This window comes from Spirosoma sp. SC4-14 (assembly GCF_037201965.1).
Taxonomy (GTDB): Bacteria; Bacteroidota; Bacteroidia; order Cytophagales; family Spirosomataceae; genus Spirosoma.
The window spans coordinates 409,380-423,411 of the sequence record NZ_CP147518.1 but is presented as its reverse complement, the minus strand read 5'-3'; the positions used below and the strand labels follow the sequence as shown (position 1 = coordinate 423,411).

Annotated in this window: 16 protein-coding genes; 12 read left to right on the top strand and 4 right to left on the bottom strand. The window is 45.9% G+C overall.

The window, feature by feature from the left end:
- The first annotated feature begins 77 nt into the window (after window positions 1-77).
- From WBJ53_RS01800 to WBJ53_RS01770, 7 genes are all read left to right on the top strand, one after another.
- Window positions 78-599: a DinB family protein gene (locus WBJ53_RS01800; protein WP_338874333.1), complete on the top strand. Its 522-nt coding sequence runs from the start codon at window positions 78-80 to the stop codon at window positions 597-599.
- Window positions 600-687: 88 nt separating this feature from the next.
- A complete protein-coding gene (locus WBJ53_RS01795; protein ID WP_338874332.1) occupies window positions 688-2,904 on the top strand; it encodes a S9 family peptidase in 2,217 nt (738 codons plus the stop codon).
- 91 nt (window positions 2,905-2,995) lie between these two features.
- Window positions 2,996-3,871, top strand: coding sequence for a phosphodiester glycosidase family protein (locus WBJ53_RS01790; protein WP_338874331.1), 876 nt, complete (start codon window positions 2,996-2,998; stop codon window positions 3,869-3,871).
- Window positions 3,872-3,877: 6 nt separating this feature from the next.
- The gene (locus WBJ53_RS01785) at window positions 3,878-4,558 is read left to right on the top strand and encodes an NUDIX hydrolase (protein WP_338874330.1); all 681 of its coding nucleotides are present in this window, start codon (window positions 3,878-3,880) and stop codon (window positions 4,556-4,558) included.
- 309 nt (window positions 4,559-4,867) lie between these two features.
- The gene (locus tag WBJ53_RS01780; RefSeq protein ID WP_338874329.1) at window positions 4,868-5,281 is read left to right on the top strand and encodes a VOC family protein; all 414 of its coding nucleotides are present in this window, start codon (window positions 4,868-4,870) and stop codon (window positions 5,279-5,281) included.
- Between the two features lie 203 nt (window positions 5,282-5,484).
- Window positions 5,485-6,564: a serine hydrolase domain-containing protein gene (locus tag WBJ53_RS01775; RefSeq protein WP_338874328.1), complete on the top strand. Its 1,080-nt coding sequence runs from the start codon at window positions 5,485-5,487 to the stop codon at window positions 6,562-6,564.
- Between the two features lie 252 nt (window positions 6,565-6,816).
- Window positions 6,817-7,419 carry a dihydrofolate reductase family protein gene (locus tag WBJ53_RS01770; protein ID WP_338874327.1) on the top strand — a complete coding sequence of 201 codons (603 nt, stop codon included), beginning with the start codon at window positions 6,817-6,819 and terminating at the stop codon, window positions 7,417-7,419.
- Window positions 7,420-7,506: 87 nt separating this feature from the next.
- Here the strand turns inward: WBJ53_RS01770 and WBJ53_RS01765 are convergent, their stop codons facing one another.
- From WBJ53_RS01765 to WBJ53_RS01750, 4 genes are all read right to left on the bottom strand, one after another.
- Window positions 7,507-8,136, bottom strand: a complete 630-nt coding sequence (locus tag WBJ53_RS01765; protein ID WP_338874326.1) for an LON peptidase substrate-binding domain-containing protein — start codon at window positions 8,134-8,136, stop codon at window positions 7,507-7,509.
- 22 nt (window positions 8,137-8,158) lie between these two features.
- On the bottom strand, window positions 8,159-8,944 hold the full coding sequence (locus WBJ53_RS01760) for a nicotinamidase (RefSeq protein WP_338874325.1): 786 nt from the start codon (window positions 8,942-8,944) through the stop codon (window positions 8,159-8,161).
- 21 nt (window positions 8,945-8,965) lie between these two features.
- Window positions 8,966-9,172 (bottom strand): hypothetical protein, encoded by a 207-nt coding sequence (locus WBJ53_RS01755; protein WP_338874324.1) that lies wholly within the window; start codon window positions 9,170-9,172, stop codon window positions 8,966-8,968.
- A gap of 96 nt (window positions 9,173-9,268) precedes the next feature.
- Window positions 9,269-10,162 (bottom strand): DMT family transporter, encoded by an 894-nt coding sequence (locus tag WBJ53_RS01750; protein WP_338874323.1) that lies wholly within the window; start codon window positions 10,160-10,162, stop codon window positions 9,269-9,271.
- Between the two features lie 191 nt (window positions 10,163-10,353).
- Here WBJ53_RS01750 and WBJ53_RS01745 point away from each other — a divergent pair, with 191 nt between their 5' ends.
- The 5 genes from WBJ53_RS01745 to efp all read left to right on the top strand — a co-directional run bounded on the left by WBJ53_RS01745 (window position 10,354) and on the right by efp (window position 13,981).
- Window positions 10,354-10,899: a DUF177 domain-containing protein gene (locus WBJ53_RS01745; protein WP_338874322.1), complete on the top strand. Its 546-nt coding sequence runs from the start codon at window positions 10,354-10,356 to the stop codon at window positions 10,897-10,899.
- A 67-nt stretch (window positions 10,900-10,966) separates the two neighbouring features.
- A complete protein-coding gene (gene rpmF, locus WBJ53_RS01740) occupies window positions 10,967-11,161 on the top strand; it encodes a 50S ribosomal protein L32 (RefSeq protein ID WP_077923042.1) in 195 nt (64 codons plus the stop codon).
- 145 nt (window positions 11,162-11,306) lie between these two features.
- Window positions 11,307-12,248, top strand: a complete 942-nt coding sequence (plsX, locus tag WBJ53_RS01735) for a phosphate acyltransferase PlsX (RefSeq protein WP_338874321.1) — start codon at window positions 11,307-11,309, stop codon at window positions 12,246-12,248.
- Window positions 12,249-12,338: 90 nt separating this feature from the next.
- Window positions 12,339-13,322 (top strand): beta-ketoacyl-ACP synthase III, encoded by a 984-nt coding sequence (locus WBJ53_RS01730; protein ID WP_338874320.1) that lies wholly within the window; start codon window positions 12,339-12,341, stop codon window positions 13,320-13,322.
- A 95-nt stretch (window positions 13,323-13,417) separates the two neighbouring features.
- A complete protein-coding gene (gene efp, locus WBJ53_RS01725; protein WP_338874319.1) occupies window positions 13,418-13,981 on the top strand; it encodes an elongation factor P in 564 nt (187 codons plus the stop codon).
- Window positions 13,982-14,032 lie beyond the last annotated feature (51 nt).

The window sequence follows — 14,032 nt, the reverse complement described above, 5'->3', positions numbered from 1 at the left end:
TTGAGCTATTTTAGAGACCAGAACCAATAGTTTTCTAAACTTGTGAAGCTATACATTCAATGTAGTCACTCCACCTTATGACCAAGTCCGAAATTCCGGTAATGCCACAGTTTTTCGACCGTTACATCAATCTGGCCGAAAATATCGATCTCATCGAAGCCCTCTCGCAAACAGCAACCTTTGCAAGCCTGATTCCGCTCGAAACCGCCGAAGCGCTGGGCGAACTACGATATGCACCGGATAAATGGACGGTTAAAGACATTCTTCAGCATGTTATCGACAACGAACGCATCATGACCTACCGGGCTATGCGTTTCGCCCGGAACGATAAAACAGCCTTACCCGGCTATGATGAACAATTGTTTGGCCAGTTTGCCAACGCCAACCACCGGGCCATAGCGGATCTGTACGACGAATATGCCATTGTCCGTCAGGCAAGTATTTGTCTTTTTAAGAGCTTCGACCGGGAAATGATACTACGCGATGGTATTTGCTTCAATCAGACTATATCGGCGCTGGCACTTGGTTACGTGGTAGGCGGGCACGCCCTGCACCACGCCAACATCATTCGCGAACGTTATGTCCCACTGCTGGGTTAGTTGGCAGATTATTCTCCTGAGGGGGTAGAGAGCGACAAATCTCTACCCCCTTTTTTGTATTTTCGCCAAATAATTACCCGAATCAGCTATGCTAAAACGAATTTTCCTTCTTTTACTCGTTTCGGCGCAGGTTGTCTGTGCTCAAACGAAAACAAAGGTTCTTGTAACCGACCTGATGCGAATTAAGCAGGTTGGTGGCATTGAGCTATCGCCCGACGGCAAACAGGCGATTTATACCATAACCTCTATTGAGCCAAATCCCGATCAAAAAGACGAGTACGACTACAAAACACACATTTATCTGACCGGACTTACACCGGGCGATCCTAAGGCCCTTACACACGGAGCCGAATCGGCCCGGCAGGCAACCTGGTCGCCCGATGGCCAGCGCCTTGCTTTTGTGCGGACGGTGAAAGGGAAAAGTCAGATTTTCATTATGCCCCTCAGTGGTGGCGAAGCCTGGCAGCTTACCAGCAGTCCCTACGGTGCATCTAACCCAATATGGTCGCCCGATGGAAAACAGATAGCTTTTACGGGAGGAGTGTCAATGGCGCAGATGCTAACCGACTCACTTCTGAACCCTACTAAAAACGGGCCGCTGTGGTCACTCGAAAAACCAGGTTTTACCACCAATAACTTCATCAAACCAGACAAAAAAATCAAAGCGAATCCCGACGGATCGCTGGCCGAAATCCGGGCCTACCTGAGCAAAGATGTTGACGATAAAAAAGCGAAAGTTATAACCCGGCTCAACTTTCAGGGCGAAGCCACAACCGAACCTGAACTTACCTTTACACATCTCTATCTGATCAATGTTAGTGAAGGATCGACGCCCAAACCGCTAACTCGTGGCTTTGCCTCCTATCAGGCAGCAAACTGGCTGCCCAGTGGGCAAGGGCTACTGGCCGTTACGGACCGCGATTCGCTGAAACATCCCGACCGCGAAACCGACAATGCCATTGTCTTTATTCCGGCCAATGGTTCAGCAAACCGTATGGTTGTGTTGGCCGAAGCCGGAAAAAGCTACGGATCACCTAAAGTATCGCCCGATGGAAAACAGTTGGCTTTCCTGACCAGCCCCTCGCAGGGTGTTAATTTTGCGCAGATCGGACTGGCCAGTCTGAACGGAACTACAGCCTCAAACATCCAACTGGTCACGTTCGACCGGGCCGCTGGCAACCTGACCTGGACAACCCTGCCCGCATCAACTGGCAAAGGCAAGAAAAACCCAACTGGCGGAGGATACGCGATTTATTTCACGGCATCGTCAAACGGAGGAGTACCACTCTACAAATTAGATCCTACTTCGCGCCAGGTTACGCAGTTGACAAATTTTGAGAGTGGAGTAACGGGCTTCGATGTCAATGGCGACCGGGTCGTTTTTGCGAAAACAGAAGTAGCTAACCCTTCTGAACTCTATGTTACAAATGGCGACGCCAAAGTCCAAACCAAACTGAGTAATCATAACGGCTGGGTGGCTCAGCGGCAGCTTAGTTTCCCGCAAAAATATACCTACAAAAACTCACTGGGCCAGACGGTCGATTACTGGATCATGAAACCGTCGTTTGCCGAAACCGGGAAAAAATATCCGTTATTGCTCAACATGCATGGCGGCCCAACAGCCATGTGGGGACCGGGCGAAGCATCGATGTGGCACGAATTCCAGTATATGTGCTCGCAGGGGTATGGGATTGTTTACGCTAATCCACGCGGATCGGGCGGGTATGGCCTTGCTTTCCAGCGGGCCAACATCAAAGACTGGGGCACCGGCCCAACTGAAGATGTGCTGGCTGCCGCTACGGCTGCGGCTAAAGAAGCCTGGGTCGATACGAGCCGACAGGTTATTACGGGTGGTTCGTATGCTGGGTATCTGACGGCCTGGATTGTTGGGCACGACAATCGGTTTAAGGCCGCTTTTGCGCAGCGTGGTGTTTATGACCTAACTACCTTTTTGGGCGAAGGCAATGCATGGCGGCTCATTCCAAACTACTTTGTATTTCCCTGGGATACGGGCGCTGAGGTGCTGGATGCCAACTCGCCGTATACCTTTGTTCAGAACATCAAAACACCGTTGCTGATCAAGCATGGCGAAAATGACCTCCGCACCGGACCAATTCAGAGTGAAATGATGTATAAAAGCCTGAAAATTCTGGGACGACCGGTCGAGTATGTACGGATGCCGGGAGCTACCCACGAATTAAGCCGTTCAGGAAATGTTCGCCAGCGACTCGACCGTCTGCTTCGTATCTACGAATTCTTCGAGCGCTACATCGGTCCCGATGCGCAGGAGCTAACGCAGAAATAACCGCTTGACAATAATTTAATTTGGCAGACACCAGGGAAGCCAGGATATTCGCGAAATCACAATTTTCCGATTATTCTGGCTTCCTCTTTTTATGCTCAACACCCTCTCAACTACGCCATCACTGCTCTTTTTACTCTGTTTCTCCAGTATTGTTTCGCTAAAAGCCCAATCCGTTCCCGATTCCGTTCAGGTCAAAAACGCCAACTGGCGCAGCACACGCATTAACCGACGCATTGTCTGGCAGGAAGCCCACTTCGATAGCCTCTTTAAATCAAAGCAAAACATCAATCTGGTTATCGTCAAAAACCGACGCCGGACACCAACCATAGCCCTGGCATCGGCTGGCGACAGCCTGAAACCAACAAGCTGGTTCGGCAAGAAATTCAGGGCGCTGATCGCTGTTAATGGCACCTTCTTCGACACTAAAAACGGTGGCTCTGTCGACCTAATTAAGGTAGATGGACAATTGATGGATACAACCCGTCTATCCGGCAAAAAACTCACCGAACACCAACAGGCCGCCATTGTCATTCATCGAAATAAGGTGCAGATTGCATTCGGAGGAGAGCAACCAGGTTGGGACCGTCAGTTGTCTGCCGAGAATGTAATGACCACCGGCCCGCTCCTGCTCTGGGATGGAAAACCACATCTGTTGCAGAAAAACGCTTTCAACGACAACCGCCACCCGCGCACGTGTTTGTGTGTAGGGCCCAAAAAACAGCTTATTCTGGCAACGGTCGATGGCCGCAACGCCAATGCGCAGGGCATGAATCTGCATGAACTAACCAGGCTGATGCGCTGGCTTGGCTGCCGCAATGCCATCAATCTGGATGGTGGCGGTTCGACCACGTTATGGATCAGCACGGTTGGCGAGGGCAGTAACGGTGTAGCCAATTATCCATCCGATAGCAAACAATGGATTCATACCGGCGAACGCCCGGTAAGTAATGTACTTCTGATTCGATAAACCTATATGAGTAAGCAGGAAGAAGCTCTTCAGGATGCGCACAAGTTCCAATACTGGAAAAGCCAGATGGAAAGCAATGGCATGAAAATAAACGCCATCAATGATTTTTACATTCGTCGTCGGCATAATGGCGAAGTACTATTTGCCATGCTCGAAGTAGACGCCGATACGCCCGAAGGCGACAAAATTCCACCGGCCCTATTTCTGAAAGGCCATGCAGCCTCCATGCTCGTTTGCCTGATCGACAAAGACACACGAGAGAAATTTGTGGTGCTGGTTAAGCAGCGACGCATTGCCGATGGCTCGCAGATTTATGAACACCCGGCCGGGATGGTCGATGCCAGCGATGCCGCCGATGAGGTAGCCGCTCGCGAGATAGGCGAAGAAGTTGGCCTTGCTGTTACGGCCAGCGAGCTAACCAAACTAAATCCACGTGTCTGGTATCCAAGCACTGGGACTAGTGACGAGGGTATGCATTTTTTCTTTATCGAAAAAGAAATGCTCCGCGACGAAATTATGTCGTTTCATCACAAAAATATGGGCAGCGAATCGGAGCATGAACGCATTACGAGCGTTGTAGCCACCATTCCCGAAGCGCACAAGCTAATTACCAACGTAAACGGCCTGCTGCTTAATTTTCTGTATTTAAAACACGTCGGTGATTATGAGACAATGAAGTTGTTGTAGTATTTAGTTGGAGGCTCATGAGACAAACGCTTGTCTCATGAGCCTTTAGTTTCGGTAAAAACTTGATTAGTTATGTTAAACACGGATAACGTTAGATTGCGTAACAGCTAGTGCCTTACCGCAACGCAATAGAGCCCAAATAAACAAAAAAACTAATCCCAAACTTTCGCATAGTTGAGAGTTGTAATTTATTACAACAGATACCGAGCTGACCTCAAAGAAATGAGCAAAACGAACGTAAACTTCTAACTTATCGAAGCCAAAATTCAATTCATATACACGAGTTAACAATAAGAAAAACGAAACAGAATGTATCAAAGGATAGCACATATTGCCTTAATAGTTGAGAATTATGATGACGCTATAGAGTTCTATACCCAAAAACTTGACTTTCGATTATTAGAAGACACTAAGTTAAGTGACGACAAGAGATGGGTAATGGTAGCGCCTAAAGGAGCTAAAGAATGCTGTTTGTTATTAGCAAAAGCCGCGAATGAACAACAAGCTGCATTTGTTGGTAATCAAACAGGCGGACGAGTTTTCTTATTTCTTTTTACTGATGATTTTTGGGGAGATTACGAAAAGCTCCAAAGCAGAGAAATAAAATTCGTAAGACCACCGCAAGACTTTGAATACGGAACAGTCGCTGTGTTTGAAGATTTATATGGCAATATGTGGGATTTAATTGAGCCAAACGAAAACAACAAAGGGTTAATAAACTAACGGACAATAAGAAATAAGGGACAAAACAGAAAGAAATTAAATAACAAACCGCTAACACCGTATTGGTAATAGTAGGGCTAACCGTTTTAAACTCAACATTTGTAATTCTACCAAGTATTCATACAACTATTGAGAAAATATCATTTTAACTGGGCAGGCATAACCAATACATAAACCATTGATTACCAAAACACAATGCAAACATGAAAAAAATAATAGTAATACTATTTCTAACCATTACGACGGTAGGCTATGGACAGAATACCGTTCATTTTGCTGACTCAATCCGTAAAGCGTACAACGTTCCCGAACTTAGTTATGCAGTAGTTGACAGTAAATCAACATTAGAGATTGCGGCTTTGGGTAGGCATTCTATCGACCTTCCAGATACCGCAACGTTAAATGACAGATTTCATATTGGCTCTAATACTAAAGCAATGACAGCATTTATTATTGCTAACTATTTAGAAAAAGGACGTTTGAAATGGACGACTAAATTCTTTGACTTATTTCCTGAGTGGAAAGAAAAAAGTAAACCCGAATATGCCACTATTACCTTACAAGATTTACTTTCCCATAAAGCCAGAATACAACCCTTTCAAGGCGAAGATGGTCCTAAAATTCCAGAATTCAAAGGAACAAATCAAGAAAAAAGGAAACAATTCGGGCAGTTTGTACTAACGTTAGAGCCTGTAGAACTTAGCGATAAGATCCCCTTCATCTACTCAAATGCTGGATATACTCTGGCTACACTAATGGTAGAAAAAATTACAGGCAAAAGCTGGGAACAATTGGTTGAAAAGATATTTAATAGTGACTTAAAGCTTAACGTAAAATTATCCTGGCCAGAAAATCAAAAACAAAAAGATACCTGGGGACATAGTTTTGAAAACGGTAAGCTTACTCCTGTTCCTTCTAATGTCGATTATCACCTGGATTATACTGAACCTGCAGGAGATATAAATATAAAACTCAAAGATTACATCAAGTTCATTCAACTTAACCTAGCGGGGCTCAAAGGTCAGGATAATTATTTAAAAGCAGAAACATACAAGTTTATTCATAAAGGTATTAAAAACTACTCATTAGGGTGGTATAATATTTATGAAAATGGAAAAGAACTCTCCACTCATTCTGGCACAGCAGGAACATACTATACCCTTGTGCATATTGACAGAATGAACTATAAAGCTTATATTATTTTTACAAATTCCTTTAATATAGATACCCAACAAGCGGTAAGGCTATTGATGAGAAAACTTAAAGAAAATTATGGTAGCTAACACCGGTTTGACAATATGGTGGCAAAAGTTTGTCTAGGAATCATTTTCGAGGTTCAATAGCAGGAATTATAGTGAACATTGATGCTAAAACTCTACATATGCACCAAGCCCAAAACCGGTAGTACCTATCAACTATAACTACCCAGCCCACTGAATATGTGTTCGTATTTAGCTATCTAGATTGTCGCATTTGGCCCTCATCCATACGATCATTATTGGCGACATTTGTAACACAACAAATCCTTATATAAGATGAGAAAAATAATCGTTCTATCGTTTCTTTCATTGGATGGTGTTATGCAGGCACCGGGGGGGCCAGACGAAGATACTTCCAACGGTTTCGAGTATGGTGGCTGGACGGCACCGTTTTTTCATGAAGCCGACGAAGCGGCCGGGGAGTTCATGGAAAAACAATTAAAACCAGCCGACCTTCTTTTGGGGCGCAAAACATTCGAGCTATTTGCGTCTTACTGGCCAGCACATACTGATTTTTGGCCGAGCATCAATGAGGTTACCAAATATGCGGTGAGTACGACCATAGACCAGTCAGACTGGCAAAACTCGGTCTTTCTGAAAAGCGTAGACGACATCAAAAAGCTTAAAGATTCCGAAGGTACTGACATTCAGGTTCATGGTAGCGGTAACCTGGTTCAGACGCTGCTCAAACATGATCTGGTCGATGAACTATGGCTCAAAATTTTCCCAGTCACGCTAGGCACAGGTAAGCGTCTGTTTGGTGAGGGGACCAGTCCGGCGGCCTTTACGGTAACCGAAAGTTTAATTACACCCAATGGTGTAATCTTCGCTAACTACAAGCGAGCGGGCGAGGTTAAAACCGGCACTATTGGTGTGTAATTTTCTGGCCGATAGCGAGTGGTTTAGCTTTGGGGACTGAGTTTTCAGCTTATTGCGGAGTAATACTTCCGATTACTCCGCAGTCGATCAGAAATTTAGTGGATCGAGGTTTTTGAAATGGCCATTCATGCGGATGCGCTGCTTCGTCCGCTCCATATCAGCTACTACGGGCAACACATTGTTAAGGTGCTGAATCAGAAAAAGTTGCCGTTCGGCCTCCGTTTCCAGCGTTAGTAGTTCATATTCCTGTTCGATGGAGAGGCCTACTTTGTGAGCAACTTTGTAGGAGAAATTTTCGCTGCGGGGATCATAATCGTTTTCAATTTGCAGCAGACCGTAGAGACGTTCCAGTCGTTCCTGTAAAGGCAGCGCATGAGCGCTAAAACTATCGCCCGGTTCAACCAGTTCGACCTCGCCACCTGCATACAGTTTCCCTTCAACCGGGTTTTCGAAATTTATTAATCGAAATACCTTCAGTCCTTTCGATTTAATATCCATCCGGCCATCATCATAGCGTTTATGCAGCGTTGTTACGTGCATTTCGGTACCATACCCCGGCAGCTTATTGTTAATAAACGCCGGAATACCGAATGTACGCTCTTCTTCCAGGCACTCATTAATGAGCTGGCGGTAGCGAGGTTCGAAGATATGCAGGTTCAGATCCTCTCCCGGATAAACAACCAGATTCAGTGGAAATAGCGGTAGCGTTTTTTCCATAACGCCTAAAAGGTACAGGTTTTCAGCTAAAAATTGCGTTGGAACTTACAAAAGGCACTTTTTTAGTACGAGCCTCTGCATAAATTGGATCGGCAAGATGCCCTAAACCCGTCACATCCGACATACAATCGGTCACTACAACAATTTTTGATACCAATCCCGGCGCAAAAGCCATTACCTGCCTGAGGCTATTGGCTACACAGTGCGATTTGGCTTCGCCCATTAGATAAACCCGGTCGAATCGTTCCAGATCAGCAATTAATGCGGTGTTGAGCTGCGTTTCAGGAACCTGTGGGTCAGGAACCTGTGCCCGAAAAATACCAAAATGTTCGGAAAGCGGATGCAGCCCCTTCTGAATAGCTACATAATCGAGTTCGCGCCGACGCGACCAATCTTTCAACCCATCGAGCAATGTATCGTGCAAGGCAGCCCCCCGCGAACCGATCAAACAGTGTTCTGGCCAGATAAAATGATCAAACTGCCCATCGGCCTCCAGACTATTTACGTATTCCGTCGCTTTCTCAACCGCAAATCGAGGAATCCATCGCCCTTCATTGACATCATGAGCCGATATTCGGGTAAATGGGGCCGGATGATCGCCATAAACATCCTGCCAAAACATAGGATGGGCAATATCGAGCAGGTGATGCGTATCGAGTGTTACAACGATATGATCAATTTGGTCGGCATAACGCCGGATTAGAGTCGCCATGCGTTCAATATCCTGTTCAGCGCCGGGTACAAACAATGCCCCATTGGGATGGCAGAAATCGAACTGAGCGTCAATTATCAGAAACGCGTTTGTCACAAATGCAGCGAAGTTTGAGAATTAACTGTCTTTTCGGTGAGGAATTACAGTCCAGTTTTTGGCATTAGGTTCCAGTTTAGCAATGATGTCAGCGGCTACATCTTCCAGATTTTCTTCATTGGTCGTAAAAAACAGACTTTGGGGATGTTTACCGTCTGTAATTCGTACTTCGTAGTATTCGTTGTGATGCTCAACCGCGTGTTTTTCAACGAGTTTATAGACCGACATAAATAAGTTAGTTTTTGGTTTATAGACGTAATCCTTTACAACAAACCTTTTGCTTCAAAAACCAGTACACTAAAAACGCGCTTTGCGGGCATATGTTTAGCCTAGAACAGTGATCATAACGGCACCCGCCACCATAATGCCAGCCCCGATCAGTTTACGCAAAATGCCTTGCTCGTTGAAAAACTGATAGCCAAACAGCACACTTACCAGGGCCGAGGTCTGAAACAAAGCCAATGCATAACCAACTGGCATATGGGCTAGTGCAATATTACTGGCAACCTGCGTTATACCCACGGTTAGAAACAGAGCTAAGTACGTAATTTTTTCAGAAAACAGCAGCCGAACCTGACTTTGCCATTGTTTTCGCATGGTTAACAAGATCCAGACCAGTGTAAACCCGAAGCCAAATACACACCAGAAAAAAAAAGCCGTAGCTGGTGCCGACAGCACAATGGCTTTTTTCAGAAAAGCGCCGTCGATAGCCGAAAACACCAGTGCTGCTAATCGAAGTTTTACTTCAGGCCGCTGGAAAATGCTCCACGAAAACCCTTTCCGTTGTTGCTTATTGGTTAAAACAACATAGCTGCCAATCACAATAAGGCACATTCCGGCCAGTCCCCACCATCCCGGAATTTCGTTCAGCAGAAAAATACCGACAATAAGTCCCACAACAGATTTATAGGCGTTGATTGGTCCCAATACCGATAAGTCGCCAAGGTGCAGGGCTTTTACCAGAAAGACATTGCCAACCATGGCAAACACCCCCACAACCAGCATACTTTCCCAGAATGGCGCTGGTAAGCCTGCAAAGTGCAGTTGAGGTAAAAAAGCCAGACATGCCAATGCCAGAAAGCCATATGTAGCCGCAATCACAAACAATGGGTTGGCTGCCCGCTGTGTTAATTGCTTCTGAAACACATTAGATAACGGATTAGCAACAATACGAATTAGAACGGCGAACGTAGTAAGGGTAATAATTGTCAGTAACATAAGCTATTGCCTTAACTCATAGAATGCAGGCCCAAGTTGAGAAACGCACGCTATCAGCAAAAGTGTCTGCCCGAAATATCGGAAACCATAAGCCGAAAACCGCCATAAAAAACCTTTTTTCTGACTTTCACTTTACTGATTCACAAACGTTTTGTACCTTTGCGGTCTTATTTTTGAAGGGCAGATACGAGGTGAACTCATTACGCGCATACGACATAAACATTGTCGGTCTGGACAATAAACGCTACGAGTACGATTTTACATCGGGCGATACGTTTTTTGCTGCGCTGGAACAGGATCTGATCGAAAAGGGCAATATTCAGACTCATTTGGTGCTGGATAAGTCAGAAACGATGATCCGGCTCGATTTTCATATTAAAGGCACCGTTGAGCAAACCTGCGATCGGAGCCTCGACGAATATGACGAGCCTGTTGATACGCAGCAAACCATGCTATTAAAGTTTGGCGACCACAATGAGGAACTAAGCGACGAAATTGAACTCATTGAACGTAATACCGCAACAATCAACGTGGCTCGTTACATTTTTGAGTTCATTAGCCTCTCGCTTCCCATGAAACGCCTGCATCCGCGTTTTCGGAGCGAAGAAGAGGATGATGCTGACGATGAGCAGAATGGTAAAGTAATTTACCGCTCGGATGCAGAACCGAATAACGAAGACGACCAGCCCGAAATTGATCCTCGCTGGGCCGCCTTACGGAAATTAAGTGATAATTAACCCGTTTTCGGCCGTACGGTTGTATCGCTGGGAACTGATAACAGAAAACAGACAACTATAACGAATCATGGCACATCCCAAACGACGCCACTCAAGCACCCGGCGCGATAAGCGCAGAACCCACTACAAGGCTACGGCCGTAACGCTTTCGACCGACGCCCAAACTGGCGAAGTTCACGAGCGTCATCATGCCCACGTTTTTGAGGGTAATCTTTTTTATAAAGGCCAAATGATTATTGAGAATTACGCTAAAACGGCCTAGGTATCATCCATTTATAGAGAGTATTTCGCAGACGTCGCCCCGAAGATGAACGCGAAATACTTTTTTATTGCCCGCTACCTCCCTATTTTTACGCATCTTTTTTTGCAATCCAGCTTAGCTGGGAGGTATTGAACAAACGGAGTCAATGAAAATTGCAGTGGACGCAATGGGTGGCGATTTTGCTCCCGAAGCAATAGTGGAAGGAGTTGTAATGGCTGCCGCTGAATTGCCGGATAATATAGCTATTGTACTGATTGGCAAACAGTCCGTGGTGCAGGAGTTAATCCAGAAATACGGAGCCGAGACCGCTACAAATATCGAATTGGTCAATGCTGACGACGTCATTGAGATGAGTGAGCACCCTACAAAGGCGCTTTCTCAGAAACCCAATTCCAGTATCGGAATTGGGTTTAAGCTTTTGAAAGACGGGCAGGTTAACGCATTCTGTAGCGCGGGCAACACGGGTGCAATGCACGTTGGTGCCTTATTTAGTATCAAAGCCATTGAAGGGGTAATGCGCCCCTGTATTGCGGGCTTTGTTCCCCAAATTACGGGTGGCCACGCAGTTATGCTCGACATTGGCGCCAATGCCGACTGCAAGCCGGAAATGCTGACACAATTTGGCGAAATAGGCTCAATCTATGCCCAATATACATTTGGTATCGATCGGCCCCGGGTAGCCCTGATGAACATTGGCACTGAAGAACAAAAAGGATCGCTCGTTGCTCAGGCCGCACATCAGCTTCTGAAAGACAGTCGAAAAATTAATTTCGTTGGTAATATAGAAGGCGGAGACCTCTTTGCCGGAAAAGCCGACGTCATTGTTACCGATGGATTTACCGGAAATGTGATGTTCAAGCTAGGCGAGTCGTTTTATGTAATGGCCAAAGAACGTGGCATTAGCGACGAATTTCTGGATAAAACCAATTACGAATCTGTTGGTGGTAGCCCCATACTGGGTGTTAACGGTAACGTAATTATCGCACACGGTATCTCGTCGCCATTAGCCATAAAAAATATGATTAGTCTGGCCATCCGGCAGGTTGAGTCCGACGCTTACACTAAAATTGCACACGCCCTCAGCTAGTTTGCAGTTTTCTGTCTACCGTTTTCTGCGGAATCCTCTTCTGCACAAAACCGAAACCTGAATACTGAAAACTATTTGTACCACCAACTTATGAGTAAAGCTGCCATAACAGGAGTCCACGGCTATGTTCCCGATTACGTCTTAACAAACGCTGAGCTGGAGCGTATGGTGGATACAAACGACGAATGGATTACCACCCGAACGGGAATCAAAGAACGCCATATTCTGAAGGGCGAAGGAATGGGTTCTTCACACATGGGTGCGAAAGCGGTTGCTGGGCTACTCGAAAAGCTTACTATAAAACCGGAAGAAGTTGACTTGCTGATTTGCGCTACAACAACTCCCGATTATGTATTTCCGTGCACAGCTAACCTTATCTGCGATATGGTTGGCATTCGCAACGTAGGTAGTTTCGATGTGCAGGCGGCTTGTTCCGGCTTCCTATATGCATTGACTATCGGTTCGCAGTTTATCGAAACAGGGAAATACAAAAAAGTAGTCGTTGTTGGAGCCGATAAAATGTCGGCTATCGTCGATTATACGGACCGGGCTACCTGCGTGCTCTTTGGCGATGGAGCCGGAGCCGTGATGCTCGAACCTAATGCCGATGGTTTCGGAGTTATCGACTCCCTTATCAAATCAGACGGTGTTGGGCAAAACCATCTGTTTCAAAAAGCAGGTGGCAGCCGATACCCACCCACCCACGAAACCGTCGAAAAACGCTGGCACTATGTTTATCAGGACGGTCCGGCAGTTTTTAAATTTGCAGTCAAAAATATGGCCGATGTATCGGCCGAAATTATGGAGCGTAACCACCTGGCAGGCAACGATGTCAACTGGTTGGTGCCCCATCAGGCTAATAAACGAATTATTGACGCCACGGCTCATCGAATGGGAATCGAGTCGGATAAAGTCATGATGAATATTCACAAGTATGGCAACACCACAGCCGCTACGATCCCCCTTTGCCTGTTCGATTACGAATCGCAACTTAAGAAAGGAGATAACCTGGTGCTGGCTGCTTTTGGTGGTGGCTTTACCTGGGGCGCTGCCTACGTGAAGTGGGCTTATTAAATAAGTTTACGATTTTTAGTGTATAGTTTTGCATTAATATTGAAATTAAAGGCCAAGAATCGTAAACCCAATACAAAAACTGTAAACTAGTAAAAATGGCAACGACCGCAGATATCCGCAACGGACTGGTCATAAACTTCAACAACGACCTTTTTCAAATCACTGAATTTCAGCACGTAAAACCTGGAAAAGGGGCTGCTTTTGTTCGTACAAAATTAAAAAGTCTGACTACTGGCCGCGTAATTGACAACACCTTCAACTCGGGTGTAACCATTTATCCGGTCCGGGTAGAACGCCGGAAATTCCAGTACCTCTATAAAGACGAAGCAGGCTATAATTTTATGGACCAGGAATCGTTCGACCAGATCAACATCGACGAAAAACTTATTGATGGTGCCGATCTGATGAAAGAAGGTCAGGAAGTTGAAATTCTGATTAATGCTGAAAACGAGACTCCGCTCTCCTGTGAGCTGCCTCCGTTTGTTGAGCTGGAAGTAACCTATGCCGAACCGGGTATTAAAGGCGACACGGCCAACAGCCCCAAAAAACGGGTTGAAGTAGAGTCTGGTGCCAAAATTATGGTCCCCCTCTTTATTGACTCTGGTGAAAAAATCCGGGTCGACACCCGCACACGCGAATACGTAGAACGAGTGAAATAAACGAGAAGTGAGGGGTGAGAGATGAACCAAAAGACTGGCCCAGGTCAACTT